Origin of the sequence: Cellulomonas sp. Y8 (assembly GCF_008033115.1) — a bacterium.
In the GTDB taxonomy this organism is placed as follows: Bacteria; Actinomycetota; Actinomycetes; order Actinomycetales; family Cellulomonadaceae; genus Cellulomonas.
In genome coordinates, this window is record NZ_CP041203.1 from 404,953 (window position 1) to 427,276 (window position 22,324).

The 22,324-nt window shown below is 77.2% G+C and carries 18 protein-coding genes and 1 pseudogene; 4 read left to right on the forward strand and 15 right to left on the reverse strand.

Annotated features, from left to right (window positions below; genetic code table 11):
- Window positions 1-13 precede the first annotated feature (13 nt).
- The 3 genes from FKM96_RS01850 to FKM96_RS01860 all read right to left on the reverse strand — a co-directional run bounded on the left by FKM96_RS01850 (window position 14) and on the right by FKM96_RS01860 (window position 3,485).
- A complete protein-coding gene (locus tag FKM96_RS01850; RefSeq protein WP_371300472.1) occupies window positions 14-2,041 on the reverse strand; it encodes an alpha/beta fold hydrolase in 2,028 nt (675 codons plus the stop codon).
- Window positions 2,042-2,143: 102 nt separating this feature from the next.
- Window positions 2,144-2,653 carry a transcriptional regulator NrdR gene (nrdR, locus tag FKM96_RS01855; RefSeq protein ID WP_246855146.1) on the reverse strand — a complete coding sequence of 170 codons (510 nt, stop codon included), beginning with the start codon at window positions 2,651-2,653 and terminating at the stop codon, window positions 2,144-2,146.
- Between the two features lie 436 nt (window positions 2,654-3,089).
- Window positions 3,090-3,485: a LysM peptidoglycan-binding domain-containing protein gene (locus FKM96_RS01860; RefSeq protein WP_147793800.1), complete on the reverse strand. Its 396-nt coding sequence runs from the start codon at window positions 3,483-3,485 to the stop codon at window positions 3,090-3,092.
- Between the two features lie 255 nt (window positions 3,486-3,740).
- Between FKM96_RS01860 and lexA the strand changes: the two genes are divergently transcribed.
- Window positions 3,741-4,484: a transcriptional repressor LexA gene (gene lexA / locus FKM96_RS01865; RefSeq protein WP_147793801.1), complete on the forward strand. Its 744-nt coding sequence runs from the start codon at window positions 3,741-3,743 to the stop codon at window positions 4,482-4,484.
- A 33-nt stretch (window positions 4,485-4,517) separates the two neighbouring features.
- On the opposite strand, the gene FKM96_RS01870 is transcribed toward lexA, so the two are convergent.
- Window positions 4,518-5,564, reverse strand: a complete 1,047-nt coding sequence (locus tag FKM96_RS01870) for an aminotransferase class V-fold PLP-dependent enzyme (protein WP_147793802.1) — start codon at window positions 5,562-5,564, stop codon at window positions 4,518-4,520.
- 81 nt (window positions 5,565-5,645) lie between these two features.
- On the opposite strand from FKM96_RS01870, the gene FKM96_RS01875 reads away from it, so the two are divergent.
- Window positions 5,646-6,599, forward strand: a complete 954-nt coding sequence (locus tag FKM96_RS01875) for a LysR family transcriptional regulator (RefSeq protein ID WP_246855147.1) — start codon at window positions 5,646-5,648, stop codon at window positions 6,597-6,599.
- On the opposite strand, the gene FKM96_RS01880 is transcribed toward FKM96_RS01875, so the two are convergent.
- From FKM96_RS01880 to hflX, 3 genes are all read right to left on the reverse strand, one after another.
- A complete protein-coding gene (locus FKM96_RS01880; RefSeq protein WP_210417416.1) occupies window positions 6,596-7,564 on the reverse strand; it encodes an L-lactate dehydrogenase in 969 nt (322 codons plus the stop codon). The two genes, FKM96_RS01875 and FKM96_RS01880, sit on opposite strands and share 4 nt — an antisense overlap.
- Window positions 7,565-7,742: 178 nt before the next feature.
- Window positions 7,743-9,881 carry an ATP-dependent DNA helicase gene (locus tag FKM96_RS01885; protein WP_246855148.1) on the reverse strand — a complete coding sequence of 713 codons (2,139 nt, stop codon included), beginning with the start codon at window positions 9,879-9,881 and terminating at the stop codon, window positions 7,743-7,745.
- A gap of 61 nt (window positions 9,882-9,942) precedes the next feature.
- Window positions 9,943-11,442: a GTPase HflX gene (gene hflX, locus FKM96_RS01890; RefSeq protein WP_147796860.1), complete on the reverse strand. Its 1,500-nt coding sequence runs from the start codon at window positions 11,440-11,442 to the stop codon at window positions 9,943-9,945.
- A 187-nt stretch (window positions 11,443-11,629) separates the two neighbouring features.
- Here hflX and FKM96_RS01895 point away from each other — a divergent pair, with 187 nt between their 5' ends.
- Window positions 11,630-12,244 (forward strand): class I SAM-dependent methyltransferase, encoded by a 615-nt coding sequence (locus FKM96_RS01895; protein WP_147793804.1) that lies wholly within the window; start codon window positions 11,630-11,632, stop codon window positions 12,242-12,244.
- 30 nt (window positions 12,245-12,274) lie between these two features.
- On the opposite strand, the gene FKM96_RS01900 is transcribed toward FKM96_RS01895, so the two are convergent.
- On the reverse strand, window positions 12,275-12,820 hold the full coding sequence (locus FKM96_RS01900) for a carboxymuconolactone decarboxylase family protein (RefSeq protein ID WP_147793805.1): 546 nt from the start codon (window positions 12,818-12,820) through the stop codon (window positions 12,275-12,277).
- Between the two features lie 47 nt (window positions 12,821-12,867).
- Between FKM96_RS01900 and FKM96_RS01905 the strand changes: the two genes are divergently transcribed.
- Window positions 12,868-14,295 carry a PLP-dependent aminotransferase family protein gene (locus FKM96_RS01905; RefSeq protein ID WP_147793806.1) on the forward strand — a complete coding sequence of 476 codons (1,428 nt, stop codon included), beginning with the start codon at window positions 12,868-12,870 and terminating at the stop codon, window positions 14,293-14,295.
- Window positions 14,296-14,323: 28 nt separating this feature from the next.
- On the opposite strand, the gene FKM96_RS01910 is transcribed toward FKM96_RS01905, so the two are convergent.
- The 7 genes and pseudogenes from FKM96_RS01910 to FKM96_RS01940 form a co-directional block, all read right to left on the reverse strand.
- The gene (locus FKM96_RS01910) at window positions 14,324-14,650 is read right to left on the reverse strand and encodes a thioredoxin family protein (protein WP_147793807.1); all 327 of its coding nucleotides are present in this window, start codon (window positions 14,648-14,650) and stop codon (window positions 14,324-14,326) included.
- A gap of 61 nt (window positions 14,651-14,711) precedes the next feature.
- Window positions 14,712-15,683: a diaminopimelate epimerase gene (dapF, locus tag FKM96_RS01915; RefSeq protein WP_147793808.1), complete on the reverse strand. Its 972-nt coding sequence runs from the start codon at window positions 15,681-15,683 to the stop codon at window positions 14,712-14,714.
- Window positions 15,680-16,638, reverse strand: a pseudogene (gene miaA / locus FKM96_RS01920) (tRNA (adenosine(37)-N6)-dimethylallyltransferase MiaA). Before miaA ends, dapF begins: the two are co-directional and overlap by 4 nt.
- Window positions 16,635-17,432, reverse strand: coding sequence for a hypothetical protein (locus FKM96_RS01925; RefSeq protein ID WP_147793809.1), 798 nt, complete (start codon window positions 17,430-17,432; stop codon window positions 16,635-16,637). The pseudogene miaA and the gene FKM96_RS01925 overlap by 4 nt, the downstream one beginning before the upstream one ends.
- A 222-nt stretch (window positions 17,433-17,654) precedes the next feature.
- Window positions 17,655-19,658 carry a hypothetical protein gene (locus tag FKM96_RS01930; RefSeq protein ID WP_246855149.1) on the reverse strand — a complete coding sequence of 668 codons (2,004 nt, stop codon included), beginning with the start codon at window positions 19,656-19,658 and terminating at the stop codon, window positions 17,655-17,657.
- The gene (locus FKM96_RS01935; protein WP_147793810.1) at window positions 19,655-21,649 is read right to left on the reverse strand and encodes an HSP90 family protein; all 1,995 of its coding nucleotides are present in this window, start codon (window positions 21,647-21,649) and stop codon (window positions 19,655-19,657) included. The genes FKM96_RS01930 and FKM96_RS01935 overlap by 4 nt, the downstream gene beginning before the upstream one ends.
- A 10-nt stretch (window positions 21,650-21,659) precedes the next feature.
- Complete coding sequence (locus FKM96_RS01940) at window positions 21,660-22,157, reverse strand: YbjN domain-containing protein (RefSeq protein WP_147793811.1); 498 nt, start codon at window positions 22,155-22,157, stop codon at window positions 21,660-21,662.
- Window positions 22,158-22,324 lie beyond the last annotated feature (167 nt).

A 22,324-nucleotide genomic window follows, 5' to 3' on the forward strand; every position in this document is an offset into this window, starting at 1 on the left:
CGTGCCGGGCGGGTCAGCCGCGGGCGACCGGGAGCGTCCGCTCCCACCAGTCGAGCACGTGCTCGAACCGGACCAGCCGGTGCTGCGGGCGGCCGGACCGGGTCAGCTCGTGGCCCTCGCCCGGGAACAGCAGCAGCTCGGCCGGCACCCCGCGGCGCTTCAGCTCGACGAACCAGCGCTGACCCTGCTCGACCGGGCACCGCCAGTCCTGCTCGGAGTGGATGACGAGCGTCGGCGTGGTCACGCGGGACACGTGCGCCATCGGCGACTGCGCCGCCACCTTCGCGCGGGACTCCTCGTCGTCGCCGTCGCCGAGGTACTCCAGGCCGAAGAACCAACCGATGTCGCTCGACCCGACGAAGGACACCGGGTCGAGGAAGCCGCGCTCGACGATCGCGCCGACGAACCGGTCGGTGCGCGTGGTCAGCCACGCCGTGAGGTAGCCGCCGTAGGAGCCGCCCATGACGCCGACCCGCTCGCCGTCCAGCGCCGGGTCCTCGAGGGCCGCGTCGAGCAGGGCGAGGACGTCGTCCGTGTCCACCGTGCCGAAGCCGTGCTGGATCGCCTTGCCGTGCGCCGACCCGTAGCCGGCCGCGCCGCGCGGGTTGCCGTAGACGACCGCGTAGCCGGCCTCGGCCAACGTCTGCACCTCGTCGAACAGCCCGACCGTGTACTGGGCGTAGGGACCGCCGTGGATCATGAGGATCGTCGGGTGCGGGCCCGCGAACCGCTCCGGGTCCGGGGAGACGAGCCAGCCGTGCACGGGGTAGCCGTCGGGCGCGGTCGCGGTGACCTCGCGCGGCTCGCGGACCCGACCGGTCGCGCGCAGCGGCGCCGACCAGTCGGTGAGCGCCCGGGACGCGCCCGTCGCCAGGTCGACGGCGTGCAGGTCGCCGGACGTGACCGGGCCGGCCGCGGTGACCACGGCGACCGGTGCGTCCGTCGCCGCGGCGACGCCGTGGGCGACGAGGCCGGTGAGCAGGTCACGGGTCGAGCCGTCGGCGCGGTGCTCGCGCAGGACGACCGTGCCGCGGTGCAGCACCCCCGCGAGCACGCCGTCGGCGGTCACGGCGAACGTCCCGGGGTCGAGGTCGACCGCCTCGGCGTCGGTCAGCCGCTCCGGGGCGCCCGCGGGGGGTCGGCGCGGCGTCGCCGGCGGCCAGCGGGAGGCGGAAGAGCCCGGTCTGGGTCGCGACGAACTCCCGGCCCGACGGGCCCATGTCCTGCGCGAGGAGAGCCACAGCGCCGCGCCGTCCGCCGACGGCAGCACGGCGGCGACGGCGAGCGTGCTGCCGGCGTCCGCGTCGGTGAGCGGGACGAGCGCGTGGTCCGCGTCGGGCGCGGTGTCGACGACGACCGCGTCCGAGCGCAGGTCCTGGTCCTTGCCGGCGTGCCGGGCGGCGACGGCGACGACGTACCGGCCGCCGGGCAGCCAGGCGATCTGCTCGACGTCGGTGTCGCCGGAGGTGATCTGGCGGGCGGCGGGCTCGTCGTCCGCACCCGGCCGGGCGGCCCGCGCGTCCGGGTCGGCGGGCACGTCGACCACGAACAGCTGGCGGCGCTTGTCGCGCGTGAAGCCGACGCCGTCGTTGCGGTACGGCAGCTCGGTGATGTGCCGAGGACGCTCCGCGCCGGAGTCGCCGTCGCCGTACCGGCCCTCCTCGGGCACGCGCGCGACGAAGGCGATCGCGGCACCGTCGGGCGAGAAGCGGGCGGACTGCACGCCCAGCGGGGCGTCGGTGAGCCGCACCGGCTCGCCACCGGCGGCCTCGACCAGGAACAGCTGCGGGCGGCCCTTCGCCTCGGCGCGCAGGAACGCGACCCAGCGGCCGTCCGGGGACACCTGCGGGTCGGTGTCGCGGTGGCCGCGGGTCAGGCGCTGCGGCGGGGTGGCGCCGTCGGTCGCCACCCGCCAGAGCTGGCCGGTGTACTCGTCGGACTCGAGGTCCGGGGCGGTGCGGGCGACGACGGCGAAGGACCCGTCAGGGGCGACCGCAGGGGTTCCGGGGGCGTGCAGGAGCGCGAGGTCAGCAGGGATCACGCAGCCGACGTTAATACGCTCGGGGCCCCCGCGGGGCCGGAGCCGCCGACGCGGGGCCCGCGCGGCGGACCAGGGGCCGGTCCGAAGCCACCGGGCGAGGCCTCAGGCGGTCGGGGCGTCCTCGGCGGGGGCGGCCGACGACGCGGCGCGGGCGGCGTCGGCCGCCTCGTTCTCCGCACGCAGCACGGTGATCGCCGCCTCGAAGTCCTCGAGGCTGTTGAACGCCTGGTAGACGCTGGCGAACCGCAGGTAGGCCACCTCGTCCAGGTCGCGCAGCGGGCCGAGGATCGCGAGGCCGATCTCGTACGCGTCGAGCTCGGCGCTCCCGCTCGCACGCAGGTTCTCCTCGACGCGCTGGGCGAGCACCGCGAGGTCGTCGTCGCTGACCGGACGGCCCTGGCAGGCCTTCCGGACGCCGTTGACGATCTTCTCCCGGCTGAACGGCTCGGTGGCACCGGACCGCTTCACCACGGACAGGCTCGCGGTCTCGATGGTGGTGAACCGTCGGTTGCACTGCGGGCACTGGCGCCGCCGGCGGATCGACAGGCCGTCGTCGGACGTGCGGGAGTCGACGACGCGGGAGTCGGCGTGACGGCAGAACGGGCAGTGCATGGACGCCTCCTCCGGGATGTGGTGCACGCGCCGGGCCGGCGACCGCGGCGACGCGCGCCCGCCCGGACGACCGAGACACGGTAGGGCCCCGGGAGCGGGCGGTGCAAGGCAGATCCGCGGAGGGGTGAACGCGCAGTTCAGCGCACCGGAGAGCGGCGCCCGGGAAGACGACGAGGGTGGCCGCTGCTGCGGCCACCCTCGTGGGGACGCCCCCGTCCCGTCTCGTCCGGACGACTCGCCTCGTCCGGACGGTTGCTGCACGCCTCTGCGTCCGGCCCGGAAGCCAGGACGACGACGCGTCCCTCGCGGCGAGCCCCCCAGCCAGCCGTTCGAGGTGGCACCACAGTAGAGGCGCGCCTGCCAATTACGCAAGCACCGAGTGCCGTAATCCGTTCGAGACCTCGATGCCGGGTTGACCAGCGACTTCGGAGCGACGTCAGGAGCCGGCGGGGAGCAGCAGGACCTGGCCGGCCTGGAGCGAGGCGTCCGCCAGGCCGTTGAGCTCCTGCAGGCCGAGGACGACGTCCCGCACGTCCTCCCCCGGGTCCGCCACGCTCGCGGCGATCGCCCACAGCGTCTCGCCCGACTGCACGGCGTGCGTCGTCACCTCGGTGGCGCGCTCCGGGGCCTCGGCCACCGCGCGACCGCCCACGAGGCCGCCGAGGACGACCGCCAGGCCCAGGAGGGCGACGACGACGCGACCGCGCCGCGTGAGGTGGAGGCGGCCCTCGCCACCTGCGGCGACCGGCCGACGCGCATCCCCGTCGCGTCGGGCGGGCGCCTGCCGGCGCGCCGGACGGGCGATCCCCGGGTGTGCTGCGATCGCGCTCATCCCCACCACTTCCCTCCTGGGCCGCCGGGCGACCCGAGTCGAACACCTGTTCGTTCGAACGCTTGTACGATGGAACCACACCCCACCGACGATGTCGAGACACGATCGAACAGGTGTTTGATCCCGTCCGTCCGTCCCCCTACGCTCGGTGACGTCGGGTACAGCGCACCACGAGGCACTGACACGCCCGCCCGACGGACCGCCGCGGACGCACCCGCGGGCGGCTGACCTGGGCGGACGGGACGGGAGCGGGACATGGCGAGCGACGGGACGGGCACCGCGGCGGGCCTCGGCGAGGCGGCCGTGGCCGAGCTCGGGGACGGCGACGGCCTCACGCCGCGCCAGCGGCTGGTCCTCGAGACGGTGCGCGCGTCGGTCGAGTCGCGCGGCTACCCGCCGAGCATGCGGGAGATCGGCGACGCCGTCGGCCTCACCAGCCCGTCGAGCGTCAAGCACCAGCTCACCGCGCTCGAGCGCAAGGGCTACCTGCGCCGCGACCCGAACCGGCCGCGCGCGATCGAGGTCGTCCAGCCGGACGACTCGCGCGGCGTCGCGCCGCTCCCCGGCGTCGCCGGCATCACGGGGATCGGCGACGCCGACTCCGCCGCGCGCGAGGGCGCGCCCGAGGCGGCGTACGTGCCCGTGGTGGGGCGGATCGCCGCCGGCGGCCCGATCCTCGCCGAGCAGCTCGTCGAGGACGTGTTCCCGCTCCCCCGCCAGCTCGTGGGCACGGGCGAGCTGTTCCTGCTCAAGGTCGTCGGGGACTCGATGGTCGACGCCGCGATCTGCGACGGCGACTGGGTCGTGGTCCGCCGGCAGCCCGTCGCCGAGAACGGCGAGATCGTCGCCGCGATGCTCGACGGCGAGGCGACGGTCAAGACCCTCAAGCGCGCGGACGGGCACGTGTGGCTGCTGCCGCAGAACCCCGCGTACTCCCCGATCGACGGCGACCACGCGCAGGTGCTCGGCCGCGTCGTCTCGGTGCTCCGCTCCCTCTGACGCGGCACCGGCCGGGCGCGACCCGGCCGGTGGTCAGACCTCCCCGTGCAGCGCGGTGAGCGCGCGCTGCACGTCCACGGCGTCGTTCCAGACGTGGAACGCCAGCCGCACCCGCCCGGCGCGCCCGGCGACCCGGCAGCCCGCGGCCACCAGCGCGCCGCGACGTCGTCCCTCCGGGTCGGGCAGCGTCACGATCGCGCTGCCACCGGGCTCCAGCCCGAGGCCCGCGCGGAAGGCGTCGGCGAGCCCGACCGCGTGCGCCTGGACGGCGTCCCGGTCGGCACCCGCGAACAGGTCCAGCGACTCGGCGGCGCCGAGCCACGCCTGCCACGCCGGCGACACGTCGAACCGCCGCGCGTCCCCCGCCAGCCGCATCTCGGGCCCGTAGCAGGACGCCCAGGGGTCGTCGCCCGCGTACCAGCCCGCGTGCACGGGGACCAGCGCGTCCTGGGCCTCGGCCCGGACGGTGAGGAAGCCGGTCCCGCGCGGGGCGCACAGCCACTTGTACGCCGCGGTCACGCTCACGTCGTACCGGGACGCGTCGACGCGGAGCCACCCGGCGGCCTGGGTCAGGTCGCACAGCGTCCGGCTGCCCGCTCCCCGCGCCGCCGCGAGCACCGCGTCGTCGTCGAGCACCGCACCCGTCGCCGACTGCACCAGCGAGTAGGCGACCAGGTCGACCCCCGGCACGACGGCCTCGGCCAGCCGGTCGGCCGGCACGTGCTCGACCCGCAGCCGGCCCTGCGCGAGGAAAGGGAACACCACCGAGGTGAAGTCGCCGTCCACGCACACCACCCGCGCGCCGTCCGGGAGCGACGCCGCGACCACCGCGACCATCGCCGAGACCTGGGACCCGATCGCGACCCGGTCGGCCGGCACGTCGACGAGGGCCGCGAACCGCTCGCGGGCGACGTGGACGGCGCGCTCGTACCGCGCCACGTCGAGGCCGCCGGACGACCAGCGGTCCACGTCCTCGCGCAGCGCCCGGGCGGTGCGCCGCGGCGCGACGCCCGCCGTGGCTGCGTCGAGGTGGCCCGGAGCGGGGTCGAAGGCGGAGGGCAGGTCGGCGGGAGAACGCATGCGGCCAGCCTCGTCGGCACGCACTCATGCGGACAAGAGCCAGTTCCGCATCGATCCATGCATCTGGCTTATTCTGGGTCGGTGGTCGCCCGCAGCCTCGACGCCGCCGCCCTGCGCCTCGTGCGCGCCGTCCGCGACACCGGCAGCGTCACCGCCGCCGCGCGCGAGCTCGGCCTGACGCAGCCGGCGGCGAGCCAGCAGCTCCGTGCCGTGGAACGAGTCGTCGGCACGCCGGTGGTGGTCCGCGCCGGGCGCGGCGTGCGGCTCACGGACGCGGGCCACGTGCTCGCCCGGAACGCCTCGGCCGTGCAGTCGGCGCTGGACGCGACGCTGGAGGAGGTCGCCGCCGTGGCCAGCCTGCGCGCGGGCCGGGTCCGCGTGGCGGCCTTCCCGTCCGCGGCGGCCACCCTGCTCCCCGCCGCCCTCGCCGCGCTGCGCGCCGCCCACCCGGGCGTGGGCGTCACCCTCGTGGAGGCGGAGCCGCCCGAGGCGCTGGACGAGCTCGCCGCCGGCCGGGTGGACGTCGCCGTGACGTTCCGCGACGCGGCGCCCGACGCCGGCCTCGCGGACGCCGACGGGTTGCGGCGGGCGGCCCTGCTGCGGGACGAGGTGCTCGTCGTGCTGCCCGCGTCCGACGGACGGACCGACGGCGAGCCCGCCGACCTCGCGGGGCTCGCCGACCGGCCGTGGATCGCGGGCTGCCCGCAGTGCCGCGCGCAGCTCGTCGGGACCTGCGCCCGCGCCGGCTTCGCCCCGCGGGTCGACTTCGCGACCGACGACTACCTGGCGGTGCTCGGCCTGGTCCGGGCCGGGCTCGGCGTGGCGACCCTGCCCGGACTGGCGCTGGCCGCGCTGCCGCACCCGGACGTCACGGTGCACCCGGCGCGGCCCGGTGCCGCGCGGCTGGTGGAGGCGGTCGGCGAGGCGGGCACCGCGCGGGTGCCCGCCGTCGTCGCCGCGGTGGCGGCGCTGCGCGAGGCCGCGGCGGCGGTGCGGCACCCGCACGTGCGGGTGCCGCGACCGCGCGTCGCCTAGAGCCCGAACCGCCGGGCGACCGCGCGCAGCTGCTCGCCCGAGCGCCGGAGCCCCGCGAGCTCGTCGGTCGACATCGGGACCTCCAGCCGCTCGCCCACGCCCGCGCGGCCGACGATCGACGGCACCGAGAGGCAGACGTCGCTGATGCCGTGGTAGCCGTCGAGCAGCGACGACACCGGCAGGATGCGGCGCTCGTCCTTGACGATCGCCTCGATGATCCGCGAGCCCGCGAGCGCCACGGCGTAGTTCGTCGCCCCCTTGCCGGCGATGATCCGGTAGGCCGAGTCGACGACCTCGCGGGCGATCGACTCCCGGACCTCGTGGGTGAGCGGCACGTGGCCCTCGATGGCGTTCCAGTCGAGGATCGGCACGCCGCCGATGGTCGCCGAGGACCACAGCGGCAGCTCGGTGTCGCCGTGCTCCCCCGCGATGTAGGCGTGCACGTTCTGCACGGCGACGCCGGTGTACTGCGCGATGAGGTAGCGCAGCCGCGAGGAGTCGAGCACCGTGCCGGACCCGAACAGCTGCGTCGGCGGCAGGCCGGAGAACTTCAGCGCGGCGTAGGTGACGATGTCGACCGGGTTGGTGACCATCACGTACACCGCGTTCGGCGCGACCTCGACGAGCGAGGGCAGGATCTTCTTGACCAGGGCGATGGTCGCCTCGGCCAGGTCGATCCGGGTCTGCCCGGGCTTCTGCTTCGCGCCCGCGGTGATCATGACGACGTCGGCGTCGGCGCACGCGGCGATGTCGTCCGAGCCGATGACCTCGGCCATCGGCATGAACTGGATGCCGTGCCCGAGGTCCAGCGCCTCGGCCTCGACCTTCGCCTTGTTGATGTCGTAGAGCACGACGCTGCGAGCCGCGCCGCGCATGAGCGCCGCGTAGGCCATGGTCGACCCGACCGCGCCCGCGCCGACGACCGCCAGCTTGGTGGTGCGGCGGGGCTGCAGGGGCGTGCCCACCAGACCCAGCTCGTCGCCCTCGACGTCGTCGATCTGCTCGCTCACGGCGGTCCTCCCGTACGTGCTGCCCGTGCCCGCGCGCCGGTCGGCGCGCTGGTCACGAGGCTAGCGGGCCGACCCGCCCGGGCGCGCCCCGGGCGGAGGTCCCGGGCGCGTCGCGAGGCCGCCGACGCCCTGGTCAGGCGGTCGGCGCGGTCGACGCGAGCCGGCGCAGCGCCCCCAGGGCCACCTCGCGGTCGGTCGTGCGCCAGAACGCCGGCAGCGACCGCGTGAGGAACTCCCCGTACCGGGCCGTCGACAGCCGGGGGTCGAGCACCGCGACGACGCCCCGGTCCCCCGTCGACCGGATCAGCCGGCCCGCGCCCTGCGCGAGCAGCAGCGCGGCGTGCGTGGCAGCGACGGACATGAAGCCGTTGCCGCCGGACGCCGCCACCGCCTCCGACCGGGCCGACTTCACCGGGTCGTCGGGCCGCGGGAACGGGATGCGGTCGATGATCACGAGCTGGTTCGACCGCCCCGGCACGTCGACGCCCTGCCAGAGCGACAGGGTGCCGAACAGGCAGGTGGGCTCGTCGGCGGCGAACTGCTTCACGAGGGTCGGGAGCTGGTCCTCGCCCTGCACGAGCACCGGGACGTCGAGCCGCTCACGCATCGCCTCGCCGACCGCGACGGCGGCCCGCCGGGAGGAGAACAGGCCGAGCGTGCGGCCGCCCGCGGCGGTGATCAGAGCCTCGATCTCGTCGAGCTGCGCGTCGGTGGCGGGCTCGCGCCCGGGGGGCGGCAGGCGGCGGGCGATGTAGAGGATGCCCTGCTTCGGGTAGTCGAACGGGCTGCCGACGTCGACGCCGTGCCAGGGCAGCGACGCGGGGGCCGGGCTCGCCGCCGGCTTCGGCACGTCGAGCGTGGTGCCCTCGCTCCCGCCCGGCGCCGACACCGCCACGGTCGCCGCCGTCGCCGTGGCCGCGGCCGCCTCGCCCGCGCCCTCCAGGCCGATGCTGCGGGCCATCGACCGGAACTCGCCGCCGAGGCTCAGCGTCGCCGAGGTCAGCACCGACGCGCGCCCGGACAGCAGGTGGGTGCGGATCAGGCCGTTCACCGCGAGCGGGGCGGCGTACAGCCGGGTGGCGCCGTCGCGCTCGGCGCGGGAGCACCACAGCACCGTGTACCGCTGGTCGTCGGCCTCGGCGGCCATCCGCTCGGCGACCTCGAACAGCGCGAGCACGGACGACGTCGCGATCTTCAGCCCGCTGTCCGCCGGTGCCGCCTCGCCCGCCGCGGGCTTCTCGGGGCGCAGCGCCGACAGCAGCCCGCGAGCCGCGTCGCGCACCATCGCGACCGCCTGGCGGGTGCCCTCCGGCAGGCCCTCGGTGAACCGCCCCTCGGGCAGGTGGATCAGCGCGGCGCCGAGGGCGGTCGCCGCCGAGTCGAGCTCGGTGGTGGCGATGCCGCCGTGCCGGCGCGCCATCCGTCCCGCGTGCTCGACGCTGCCGACGGACAGCTCGGCCGTGGACTGGGCGGTGACCCGGTCGGCGAGCTCGTGGGCCTCGTCGACGACCAGCACCTGGTGCTCGGGCAGCACGTGCGGCGAGCCGGACGCCGCCACGCCGAGCATCGCGTGGTTCGTCACCACCACGTCGGCGGACCGGGCGGCGGCGCGGGCGCGCTCGGGGAAGCACTCCTCGAGCAGCGGGCAGCGCTGGCCCAGGCACTCCAGCGACGTGACCGACACCTGGCGCCACGCCCGGTCGGTCACGCCCGGGACCAGGTCGTCGCGGTCGCCGGTCTCGGTCTCCTCGGCCCACTCCCGCAGCCGGACCACCTGCGCGCCGAGCGACTCCTTGCCGGCGTCCTCGCCGTCGGCGGGGTCGGTCGTCGACGGGTGCTCGGCCGCGCCGCGGTCCCCGAGGTCGAACAGCATGCCCTGGTCGTCCGGCGGGTAGCCGCCCGACGTCTTGTGCACGCACACGTAGTTGTGCCAGCCCTTGAGCAGCGCGATCCGGGGCGTGCGGGGCAGCTCGGGGGCGAGCGCGTCGGCGACCAGGGGGAGGTCGCGGGTCATCACCTGGCGCTGCAGCGCGAGCGTCGCGGTCGACACGACCACCCGCTCGTCGGCGACCACGGCGTGCCGCACGGAGGGCACCAGGTACCCGAGCGACTTCCCGGTGCCGGTGCCGGCCTGGACGAGCAGGTGCTCGCCCTTCTCGACCGCCTCGGCGACCTGGTTCGCCATCCGGCGCTGGCCCTCGCGGGGCGAGCCGCCGAGCGCCGCGACCGCCACGTCGAGCAGGTGGTCGACGTCGGGAGCGGGATCGGGCACCCGGACAGGGTAGTCGGGCGCGGGGACACCTCCGGCACGTGGAGGGTCCCCGCGCGGGGACTCAGCCCCGCTCGACCGCCGCGGCCGCGAGCTCGGTCGCCAGCGCCTGGTCGACCCGGCCGCGGAGCGCGGTGCCCTGCGGCGTGTGCTCCTCGGCGTCGATCTCGCCCGTCTCGTGCACCCGGTGCACCAGGTCGCCGCGGTCGTACGGGATCACCAGGTCGACCGTCACGCCCGGGCGCGGCAGCTGGTCGGCGATGACCGCCTGCAGCTCCTCGATGCCCTCGCCGGTGTGCGCGGAGACCACGACGGCGCCGTGCTCCCGCGAGCGCAGCCGGGCCACGGCCTCGGGCTCGGCCAGGTCGGCCTTGTTGAGCACGATGATCTCGGGCACGTCCATGGCGCCCGGGATGTCGGCGAACACGTGCCGCACCGCGGCGATCTGCCCCTCCGGGTCCGGGTGCGAGGCGTCGACGACGTGCAGCACCAGGTCGGCGTCGGCGACCTCCTCGAGCGTCGACCGGAACGCCTCGACCAGCTGGTGCGGCAGGTTCCGGACGAAGCCGACGGTGTCCGCGAGCGTGAACACCCGTCCGTCCGCGGCCTGGGCGCGCCGCACCGTCGGGTCCAGGGTGGCGAACAGCGCGTTCTCCACCAGGACGCCGGCGTCGGTGAGCCGGTTCAGCAGCGAGGACTTGCCCGCGTTGGTGTACCCGGCGATCGCGACCGACGGGATCGCGTTCTTCTTCCGGGACGCGCGCTTGGTGGCACGAGCCGGCTCCATCGCGGCGATCTCCCGGCGCAGCTTGGCCATCCGGTCGCGGATGCGGCGACGGTCCAGCTCGATCTTGGTCTCACCGGGACCGCGCGAGCCCATGCCCGCGCCGGCGCCGCCGACCTGGCCACCGGCCTGCCGGGACATCGAGTCGCCCCAGCCGCGCAGGCGCGGCAGCAGGTACTCGAGCTGCGCGAGCTCGACCTGGGCCTTGCCCTCCCGGGACTTCGCGTGCTGGGCGAAGATGTCGAGGATCAGCGCGGTCCGGTCGACGACCTTGACCTTCACCACGTCCTCCAGCGCGCGGCGCTGGGACGGGGCGAGCTCGCCGTCGACGACCACGGTGTCCGCGCCGACGGCCAGCACCACGCCCGCGAGCTCCGCCGCCTTGCCGGAGCCGAGGTAGGTGCCGGGGTCGGGGTTCTGCCGGCGCTGCAGCAGGCCGTCGAGCACCTGCGAGCCCGCGGTCTCGGCCAGGGCGGCGAGCTCGCGCAGCGAGATCTCCGCGCTCTCCTGGGTGACGCCCCCGCCGCCCCAGAGGCCGACCAGCACGACGCGCTCGAGGCGCAGCTGCCGGTACTCGACCTCGGTGACGTCCTGGAGCTCGGTCGACAGCCCCGCCACCCGGCGCAGCGACGTGCGCTCCTCCAGGTCGAGCTGCTCGCCGTCGTAGGTGGTGTGGACGGTCGCGCCGTCGTGGACCGCCGTGCCCGCCCGCGCGAGCACGCGTGCCACGACGTCGTCGGCGACCCGCTGGGCGTCGCGCGCGGCCTGCTGCGCGTCCACCTCGGTCTCCGGGACGTCCTGCTCGCGAGTCGTGGGGTTCTGGGGGTCGTTCACGCGGTTCCTTCGCTGTCGGCGGTGGCCGCCGTCGTCGGTGGCCCGGGTACCAGTGTCGCGCGCCGCGGGGGCGGGCGCGAGGCTATTCGCCACGGGCGGACGGTGCGCCGGGGCGGGCCGGTAGGGTCGCGGCGTGACCGGCACCGAGCACTACTTCACCGCCGAGCCCGCCTCCCCCGACGAGCGCCGGGCCCGCACCGTGCACCTCGCGGGCCGGGACGTCGAGGTCGAGACCGCCGGCGGCGTGTTCTCCCCCGACCACCTGGACGGCGGGACCGAGGTGCTGCTGCAGCACGTGCCCGACCCGCCCCGCGACGGCGACCTGCTCGACCTCGGCTGCGGCTGGGGGCCGGTCGCGCTCAGCCTCGGCCTGCTCGCCCCGCACGCGCGGGTGTGGGCCGTCGACGTGAACGAGCGGGCGCTCGACCTGACCCGGCGCAACGCGGCGCGGCTCGGGGTCGACGGGCTGACGGCGGTGCGTCCCGAGGACGTGCCCGACGACGTGCGGTTCGCCGCCATCTGGTCGAACCCGCCGATCCGGGTCGGCAAGGAGACGCTGCACGCGATGCTGCGGCAGTGGCTCCGGCGGCTGCTCCCGGGCGGCGAGGCGTACCTCGTGGTGGCGAAGAACCTCGGGTCGGACTCGCTGCTGCGCTGGCTGGCGACGGAGCTCGACGGGGCCGCGGCGGTGGACCGGGTCGCGACCGCGCGGGGGTTCCGGGTGCTGCGGGTGGTCGCGGCTGGCTGAGGCCCGGACCCCGGCGCGGCCCGGCGCGCGTCAGTCCGCGACGACCGGCGCGGACCAGCAGCGGGCCGTGACGCCGACCAGGTTCCAGGCGTTGATCGCCACGACCAGCGCCAGCAGCGCCGCGGTGGCCTGCTCGCCGGACGCGGCGGTCGCCGCCGCGACCACCTCGCCCGGCACCCGGGTCTGCGGAGCGAGCGTCACGGACTCGGCCAGCTCGAGCGCGGCACGCTGCCGCGCGGTGAAGAACGACGACTCCCGCCACACGGCGACCGCGTCCACCTGCTGGGTCCGCAGGCCCGCGGCACGGGCGTCCCGGGCGTGGGTGTCGACGCAGTAGGCGCAGCCGTTCAGCTGCGAGGCGCGGAGCCGGACGATCTCGCGCAGCGCGGGCTCGACCCCGGCGCGGTCGAGCTCGGCGGTGGCGGCGGCGTCCAGGTCGGCGAGCGCGGCGGAGAACGTGGGGGCGAGGCCGTCGACGTCGAGGCGGCGCGGGACGCGCACCGGGCGGTCGGGGCCGTCGGAGCCGTCGGTATGCTGCGCGTGGTCGGGTGCCGGGGCGGTGGTCTGCGTGGTCATGCCGGCGACGCTACGGACGGGGCGGCCCTCCTCTACAGTCCAATGTCGTGCGCGCGACGTGGGCCATCGGCGGGTTGGACCTGTTCCTCGACCTGCGCGCCGCGCGTCCGCGCCGGGGCCTGGAGGACGCGCTCCGGGCGGCCGTGACCGAGGGCCGGCTCGCCCCCGGCACGCGGCTCCCGGCGACGCGCTCCGTCGCCGCCGACCTGGGCGTCGCGCGCAACACCGTCGCGCAGGTCTACGAGCAGCTCGCCGCCGAGGGCTGGTTGACCAGCCGTGTCGGGGCGGGGACCTGGGTCGCCGAGCCCGCCGCGAGCCCGGCTCCGGCGGAGGGGCGACCGACCGGACAGCCCGCGGCCGGCTCGCCCGGCCCACCCGCGGGAGCCGACCTGCGCGCGGGCATCCCCGACGCCGCGGCCTTCCCGCGCCGCGAGTGGGCCGCGGCGGTGCGGCGCGCCGTCCTCGACTCCCCGGCCGGTTCGCTCGGGTACCCGGACCCGCGCGGCGTCCCGGCGGCCCGTGAGGCGCTGGCGGGCTACCTGGCCCGGACCCGCGGCGTGCGCGCGACGTCCGGGCGCGTCCTGCTGGCGCGCGGGTTCGGCGGCCTGCTGGCCGCGGCCTGCCGGGCGCTGGCCGCCGCGGGCGCGACCCGGGTCGCCGTCGAGGAGTACGGCCACGCACGGCACCGGGACGCGATCGTCGCGGCGGGCCTCGCGGTCGTGCCGCTGCCCGTCGACCGGGACGGGGCGGACGTCGCGCAGCTCGCGGAGCTCGGGGTCGACGCCGTGCTGCTCACCCCGGCGCACCAGTTCCCCACCGGCGTCGCGCTGGCCCCGGACCGCCGGACCGCGGTGGTGCGCTGGGCCGCCGCCACCGGCGCGCTCGTGCTCGAGGACGACTACGACGGCGAGTTCCGGTACGACCGCCGGGCGGTCGGGGCGCTGCAGGCGCTCGCGCCGGAGCACGTGCTGTACGCCGGCACCGCGAGCAAGTCGGTCGGGCCGGGGCTCGGGCTCGCGTGGGCGGTCGCGCCGGAGCGGCTGGTGGCACCGCTCGCCCGGCAGACCGAGCTGCTCGGGGGCGGGCCGCCGGCCGTCGACCAGCTGGCGCTCGCCGGGTTCGTCGAGGCGCACGACCTGGACCGCTCGGTGCGCCGACTGCGGCAGCACTACCGGGCGCGCCGCGCGCGGGTCGAGGCCGTGGTCGCCGAGCGCCTGCCGGCCTGCGCGGTCGCCGGGCTGCCCGCGGGCCTGCACTGCCTGGTCGAGCTGCCCGCCGGGACGTCCGAGACCGCGGTCGTGGCCGCAGCGGCGCGCCGTGGGGTGCGGCTGGAGGGGCTCTCGGCGTTCGCGGCCCCCGGTACGGGGCGGGGCCGGGGGCCGGCCGTGGTCGTCGGCTACGGGGCCCCGGGGGCGCACGCGTTCGACGCCGTGCTCGCCGCCGCGGCGGAGGCGATCGCCGACGTGCTGGACTGACCGAGCCGGGGTCGCGGGGCGCCGGGAGTCAGCGCAGCGCGGCCACCACGGCGCGCGCCTGGGCGAGGCTCGGCACGCCCGCGACCCGGACGACGGGCGCGCCGTCGGCGTCGAGCACGACCACCGTCGGCGTCTCGGTCACCCCGAACCGCTCCGCCAGGTCCGCGCGGTCGGCCACGTCGACCTCGACGTGCGCGACGCCGTCCTGGGTCGCCACGACCCGCTCCAGCACCCGGCGGGTGGCCCGGCACGGCGCGCAGAATCCCGACGACAGCTGGAGGAACGTCGCGTCGCGCCCCAGGGGGCGGCGCAGGTCCTCGGCCGTCAGGGCGGCGGCGGTCGACGTGTCGGTCACGCGGGGTGCAACGCGCCCGCGGCCCGGGGTGTTCCGGCGCTCGGCCGGGACCCGGACGCGGTCAGCGGGACAGCGCGGCCGGGTCGACGTCGAGGTCCGCGACGAGGACCGCCGGGCCGGCGAGCTCGACGTGGCCGTCCGGCAGGGCCGCGACCCGCACGGTCCCGCCCGGCACGTCCACCAGCCAGACGTCGGGCGCCTGCGGCCCGGCCCAGGCCCGCACCGCGAGCGCCGCGGCGCACGCGCCGGTGCCGCAGGACCGGGTCTCGCCGACCCCGCGCTCGTGCACGCGCATCCGCACCCGGCCGACGACCGTGCCGTCCGCGAGCCGCTGCTCCCCGAGCGGGACGACCAGCTCGACGTTCGTGCCGTGCGGCGGCACCGGGTCGACCGCGGGGGCCCGGGTGAGGTCGGCGGCGGCGAGCTCGGCGTCGTCCGCGAGCGCCAGCACCGTGTGCGGGTTGCCCAGGTCGACGCTGAGCGCGGGGCGCGGCACCGGCAGACCCGGGACGTCCACCTGGGCGTCCGCGCCCGCGGCGGCCGCCTCGGGCCCGCCCGGCAGCCGCCACTCCCCCATGTCGACGGCGTACCAGGTCTCGCCCGCGGGGCCGGCGGCCTCCCGGACGCGCCGGACGCCGGCGCGGGTGCCGAGCACGAGCTCGCCCGTCGCGGGGTCCCACAGGCCGAGCGCGCGGGCGTACTCCGCGACGACCCGCACGCCGTTGCCGCACATCTCCGCGATCGACCCGTCGGCGTTGCGGTAGTCCATGAACCACGTGGCGGCCGGGTCCTCCGCGAGCACCGCGGCGCCCTCGGGCAGCTCGGCGCTGGCGACCAGCCGGATGACCCCGTCGCCGCCGATCCCCGCGCGGCGGTCGGCGAGCGCGCGGACCAGGTCGGCGTCGAGCGCGATCCCGGTCCGGCCGTCGAGCAGCACGAAGTCGTTCTGCGTGCCGTGGCCCTTGGTCACGCGCAGCGCCGCGACCGTGTCGGGCAGGGCGCGGGCGGCCGGGGACGCGGCGGGGGCGGTCATGACCCCAGACTACGGCGCGGCGCCGGGTCGTCCGTGGCGAGCCCCAGCTCCCCGGAGTCGGCCCCCCGGACGAGCGCGAGGGCCCCGGTCGACGAGGTCCGGGTCCTGCGCGTCGAGCCAGTGCACGCGCGGGTCGCGCCCGAACCAGCCCATCTGCTTGCGGGCCAGCCGCCGGGTGCCGGCGACCACCTGGGCGCGTGCCTCGTCCTCGGTGATCTCGCCGCGCAGGGCGGACAGCACCTCGGCGTAGCCGACGGCGCGCGAGGCCGTGCGGCCGATGCCGCGCCCGACCAGGCCGCGCACCTCGTCGACGAGCCCGGCGGCCCACATCCGGTCGACCCGCGCCTGCACCCGCTCGTCGAGCACGGCGCGGTCGCAGTCCAGGCCGATCTGCACGGCGGGGACCTCGTAGTCGTGACCGGGCAGGTTCGCCGAGTACGGCCGCCCCGTCAGCGCGATGACCTCCAGCGCCCGGACGATCCGGCGGGCGTTGCGCGGGCCGATGTTCCTCCGCGGCGACCGGGTCGGCGGCGGCGAGCTCGGCGTGCAGGGCGCGGGCGCCCTCGGTCTCGACCCGGGCCTCCAGCGCGGCGCGGACCTCGGGGTCGGTACCGGGGAACTCGATCCGGTCCAGCAGGGACCGCACGTACAGCCCCGACCCGCCCACCACGACCGGTCGGCGGCCGCGGGCGGCGATGTCGGCGAGCGCCGCGCGGGCGTCGCGCTGGTACGCGGCGACCGTGGCGTCCTCGTGCGGGTCGAGCACGTCGAGCAGGTGGTGCGGGACGCCCCGGCGCTCCGCGACGGCGAGCTTGGCGGTGCCGATGTCCAGGCCCCGGTAGAGCTGCAGCGCGTCGGCGTTCACGACCTCGCCGTCCAGGTGCTCCGCGAGGGCGACGCCCAGGTCGGACTTGCCGGTCGCGGTCGGGCCGACCACGGCGACGACGACGGTCAACGGGGCTCCTCGAGGTGGTGCGGGACGGGACGGTCGTGCGGGTCGGGGAGCGTCGGGCCGGCGAGCGCGGCCGGGTCGGCGAGCCGCCAGGCGGCGACGACGTGCTGGGCGCCCGCCACGACCTCGCGGTGCAGGCTGGCGGCCTCGGTGACGGCGCCCGCGGGCAGCAGCGCCAGGGCGGCCCGCCACGGACCCCGGCCCGAGACGGCCAGGTCGCGCGCGCCGTCGGCACCGAGGTCGTCGAGCGCCCGGCCCAGCGCGGCGGGCCCGTCGGCGAGGGCGGCGAGCAGGGCGTCGTCCGCGGCGGGTGCACGCGGGTCGTCCGCGAGCGGGGCGTCCGGTCCGTGCCGGGCGCTGAGCGACCCGACGACCACGACCGCGCGCGGGGCGGCGGAGGAGTCGTGGGCGGCGACGACGTGGTCGGCGGCGCGGTCGATCTCGACCACGTCGACCGGCGAGGCGACCCCGGCGGCGCGCAGCAGCACGAGCGCGACCGACGCGGGCACGTCCGCGCGCGGGGCGCCGTCGAGCGCGGGCGGCGCGAGGTCGGGCAGGTCGAGGCCCGCGGCACCGAGCCCGGGCGCGACGGGGTGCGGCAGGAACCGCAGGCGGCGCGCGGGCGCGATCACGAGCACCCGCTCGACGCCCGGGTTCCCGCCGGCTCCGGTGTCTCCGGCGAGGTCCGCGAGCGCCGCCACCGCCGCGTCCCGCAGCCCGGCGGCGGGGTCGGCCCGCCCGGCGGCACCGGGGACGAGCAGGGCGGTGTCGGGCAGGAACACCACGGCCAGGCTCACCCCGGCACCGTATCCCGCCGCGCCCGCCCCTCCGCCCCGCACCCGCTGCCTGCAAGACCCCCGCCGAGATGGCAGCTCTCGGCTGCGCGGCCGTCCCCGCGCACAGCCGAGAGCTGCCCTCTCGGCGAGACCGCTCGCCGAGCGGGCAGTCGATGTCCCCATCCGGCGTGCGGAGGGGACGTCTAGTGCCCACTCGGCGCAGCGCGAGCGCGCGGCGCGGGGTCAGGTGGTCAGGGTGCGGGCCAGGTCGTCGGCGCGGGCGTCCTGGCCCGAGCGGCGCAGTACGTCGACCAGGGCGTTCGCGACCTCGCCGTGCGGGGCCCGCTGGCGCGCGGCCTGGAACCCCTCCATCGCCGACTCCAGGTGCCACACCGCGTCCTCGACGTGGCCCAGGTCGTCGTGCAGCCGCCCGGCGCGAGCCAGAACGCGTGCGCGGCGTCCGCGAGCGCGCCGAGGCCGGCGTAGGCCTCGGCCGCCGACTGCGCGCGGGTGGCCGCGGCGGCGCTGCGCTCCGGGCCGCCGAGCGTCGCCAGCAGCCGGGCGGCCGCGTCGTCCAGGTCGGCGGCGGCGCGGCGGTGCTCGGCCTGCTCGCGGGCGACGAGCTCCGGGGCCCGCTCGTCGTCTCCCGGAGCGGCGTCCGCGGCCAGCCGGAGCAGCAGGCCGTCCGCCTCCGCGAGCACGGCCTCGGCCCGGCCGGTCACCGCGGCGGCGCCGGCCCACGCGACGACCACCGGCGCGACGACCGTGGCGGGGACGTCCGCGGCCCGGAGCCGGGCGACCGCCGCGGCGTAGCCGGAGGCCGCACCCGTCGTCGTCGCCGAGCACCTGCGCGCAGTGCGCGGCCTCCGCGTAGCCGAAGCCGGACTCCGTCAGCAGGCCTGCGCCCTCGAACGCGACCGCGGCGTCGAGGTAGGCACCGGCCGCGGACTCCAGGTCACCGGTTCCGGCGAGGCGCTCGGCCTCCGCGGCCAGCGCCGCGGGGTCGGCCGGGGCGGCACGCCGCGCGTCGCCGGGGGCCGCACCGTCCGCGCTCGTCGCGGCACCCGCCGCGCTGCCGGCCGAGCCGTCGGCGTCCGACCCGCCCGCGTCCGGGGTCGCCCCGCCGCGCGCCGCCAGGCCCCGCGGCAGCACGTCGAGGTCCAGCGCGTGAGGAGCCGGCTCGGTCGCCCACGCGCGGGCCACCGACTCGCTCTCGGCGCTCGTCCCGTTCCGCGCGTCGAACTGCCTCGCCAGCGCGGTCGCCTCGGCCCGCAACCAGTCGTCGAGCTCGGCCACGGTCGTCGCGGGCACGGAGGCCAGCCGCACCGGCAGGTCGCCCTGCCCGGCCGAGCGCAGGACGTGCGTCGCCCCGCCGACCAGCCGCGCGAACGCCAGCCGCGAGTACGGCGTGTCCCCGCCGGTGAGGTACTGCTGGTCCGCCTCGATCGCCCGGACGGCGCGCTCGGCCTGCCCGCCGCGCGCGAGCAGCCGCACCCGGCGACCGCGGGCGCCGACCATGTCGGACTCGGCCTCCGCGAGCGCCGCGACGGCACGCCGGTGGGTCCGGGCGGCGTCGCGCGGCCGGCCCTGGTCCAGGTAGGCCTCGGCGAGGTAGGACAGCATGTCCGCCGGCTCGGACGCGCACGACGGGTCCTCGGCGAGGGTCTGCTCGATGATCCGGATGCCCTCCTCGGCCCGGTCGGTGCCGATGAGCCACGCGGCGCGGTCGCCGGGGTCGCACGCCTCGCACTGGGAGAAGTCGTCGCGCGGGGTGGCGATCCACGCCTGGTAGGCGGCCTCGACGTCGGCGGCGCCGCGCTGCCGGGCCCAGGCGAACCGCTCGTAGGCGACCGCGTCCATGCCGTTCCCGGCCAGGGCGTAGCGGCGCTCCATGTCCGCGAGGGTGCGGTCGATCTGCTCGGCCGGGACCGTCGGGAAGTCCGCGAGCCCGGAGATCATCCACTTGAACGACCAGAACAGGCCGTGCCGGTCGTGCGCGTCGAAGTGCTCGGGGTGCTCGTCGTACCAGCGCAGCAGCCGCGCGAACGCGACGAACGACCGGTCGACCTCGCCGCCCCACTGGTACGCCTCGACCAGCGTGCCGAGCGCGTAGGCGCGGGCGGCGTCCGGGCCCTCGGCGTCGACCAGCCGCACCTGGCGCTCGGCGGCCTGGGACCGGGCCAGCCCGTACGGCATCTGCCGCACGCGGGAGATCTCGCGGTTGGCCTCGTCCAGCGTGCGCGTCACGCGCGCTCCTCCCCGGCCGGTCCCCCGGCCGCCTCGTCGTCGGCGCCGGGCAGCGCGCCCGGCACCCCCTCGCCCGCGCCGCCCCGCGGGCCCGCACCGGACCCGGCCAGCCCGGCCCGCAGCAGCACCGACATCGAGCCGGTCATCAGCTCCGAGTCCCGCGCGCGCAGCGGCTCGCCGGACAGCAGCAGGGCGGACACGTACAGGGACCGCAGCCCCGCGGCGACCACCTCGCCCGGTGGCGCGTCGAGCAGGTCGCGCACCAGCGGGCTGGCGTCGTTGAGCACGAGCCGGCGCGCGGCGGCGGGCGCGGCGAACCCCGCGAGCACGTCGCTCCACACGTCGTCGGCCTCGGCCATCGCCGCCTGCAGGTCGCGCTGGTGGTCGCCGTCCCGGTCGTGCAGCAGGACCGCGGGCAGCTCGGCGGGCTCGAACGTCCGCAGCACGAGCTCGGTGTCGAGGGGCCGCAGCACCTCGCCGCCCGCCCGCACCGCGTCGAGGGTCGCGAGCTCGCGCTCCGGCGCCACCGGGGCCAGCACCTGCGCGATGTCGCCGGCGCCGAGCGGCCGCACCTCGCCGAGTCCGCGCCCCGGCCCGCGCGCGGCGAGCCGAGCCAGCAGGTCCGCGTCGTAGACGTACCCCGCGTTCACCACGGCCAGGCCCTGCGCGCGGGCGACCGGGGCGATCCGCCGGTACTCCTCGAGCGTCGGCGCGAACACCACCTGCCCGTGCTCCTGCGCGACCTCGGCGAGCGTGAGCGTCCCGTCGGTCGTCTCGTAGGGCAGGATCCGCGCCGCGAGGTCGAGCATCGTGTCGTCGGTCAGGGCGAGCGAGCGCACCGCCAGGTGGTGCGTGCTCACGAACTGCCGCGCGAGAGCGGTCGACGACTCCAGGGTGCGCAGCGTCCAGGACCGGACCGCGTCCGCGAGCGCCTCCTGTGTCGCCAGCAGCACCTCGTCCGTGTACAGCGCCTCGCGGGACGCGGTCGGGCGCAGGCCCGAGGCGTCGATGACGCACCGGACGAAGAACGCCCACTCGGGGAGCAGCCCGTCGACGCGCGTCCCGAGCAGCATCCGCTTGAGGTAGACCCGGTGCGAGCCGCCGCCGCCCGGCGGGACCGCCGCGGGCAGCACGAACGCCACCCCGGTGACCCCGGCCAGCGGGACCGACAGGTCGATGCTGGCGAGCGGCGTGAAGCCGAGGGCCTGCTCGCAGTACCGGGCCAGCGCCTGCGCGCGGGCGGCCTCGTCCGGGTGCTCGCGCGCCCAGGGCGTCTCGGGCGCCGAGATGCGGCGCCACACGTGCCCGGGGCGCGGGGCGCCGTCGCCGGGCAGGTCGTCGGCGGGGTCACCGGCTCCCGGTGCCGCGGCCGCGGGGGCGGTCCCCAGCGGCACCTCCACCGCCACGTCGACCGGCAGCAGCGAGCCGAACTCCGCGGCGAGCGCCGCGACCGTCTCCCCCGCCAGCCAGTGCTCGAGGTCCCGCCGCGGCCGGAGCCGCACGGTGCTGCCCGCCGGCAGGTCGGCGTCCGGCAGCTCGACGAGGTCGTACGACCCGTCCGCGTGCCCGCGCCAGCGCACGGCCGGGGCCAGCGGGTCCCGGGCGGACCGGGACACCAGCTCGATCCGGTCGGCCACCATGAACGCCGACAGCAGGCCGATGCCGAACTGCCCGAGGAACTCCTCGCGACCGACGCCGAGGTCGAGGTCGCGCTTGGACGACCGTCCGACGGTCGCGAGCAGCTCCTCCGCCTCGGCGCGGGTCAGGCCCACGCCGGAGTCGGTGACGAGCAGCGAGCCGTCCGGCAGCGGCCGCAGCCGGACGGTCGCCGGGCACCCCGGGTCCTCGGCGCGGCGCGCGGTGATCGCGTCGACGCCGTTCTGCAGCAGCTCGCGCAGGTAGACCCGGGGTCCGGAGTACAGGTGCCGGGCGAGCAGGTCGACCACGCCGTGCAGGTCGACCTGGAACGCCCGCGCGGCGGGGTCCGTCATCGGCGCCGGGTCACTCCCCGGAGGCCGCGGCCTCGGCGGCCTTCGCCGCGGCGGCCTCGGCCGGGAACTGCTCGTCGAGGTGCTCGAACAGGCTCAGCGCGGTGGTGATGCCGCACGCGAGGTGCAGGTCGATCTGCTCGTCGGTCGCGCCGTGCTCGTAGTCGACCGTGTGCTCGGCGTACACGCCGACGACGTCGTCCTCGGCCCGCACGTAGCCCTTCGGCCACAGCTTCTCGGAGTTCCAGGTGTTCACCAGGTCGACCACCCGCGCGTACTGGTCGATCCCGACCTTGCGGTTCCACCGGCCGCGGGTCTGCAGGTACTCCTGCTGCCCGCCGAGCCGGAAGAAGTAGAACAGGTGCCCGTCCCAGTAGCCGCCGATGTCGCCGTCGTCGTCGACGCCGTAGTTCATCTCGCGCGCGTCCAGCACGTCGATGACGCGCTGGTGCGACAGGGGCTGCGGTCCGGGGACGGACGCCGCGGCGTCCGGCTTGGTGAAGAAACCCATGGCGTCCTCGTGGGTGTCGTGCGGGGCCACCTCGGTCCCGCGGGCTGCGTGCGGTGCTGGTGGCGGGCGCGGAGCAGCCCGTCCAGCACGAGCCTAACCCGATCGCGCGAGCACCCAGCCGCCCGAGATGTCCGATCCGGTGAACGGAGGGTGACCACGCTGGCGGC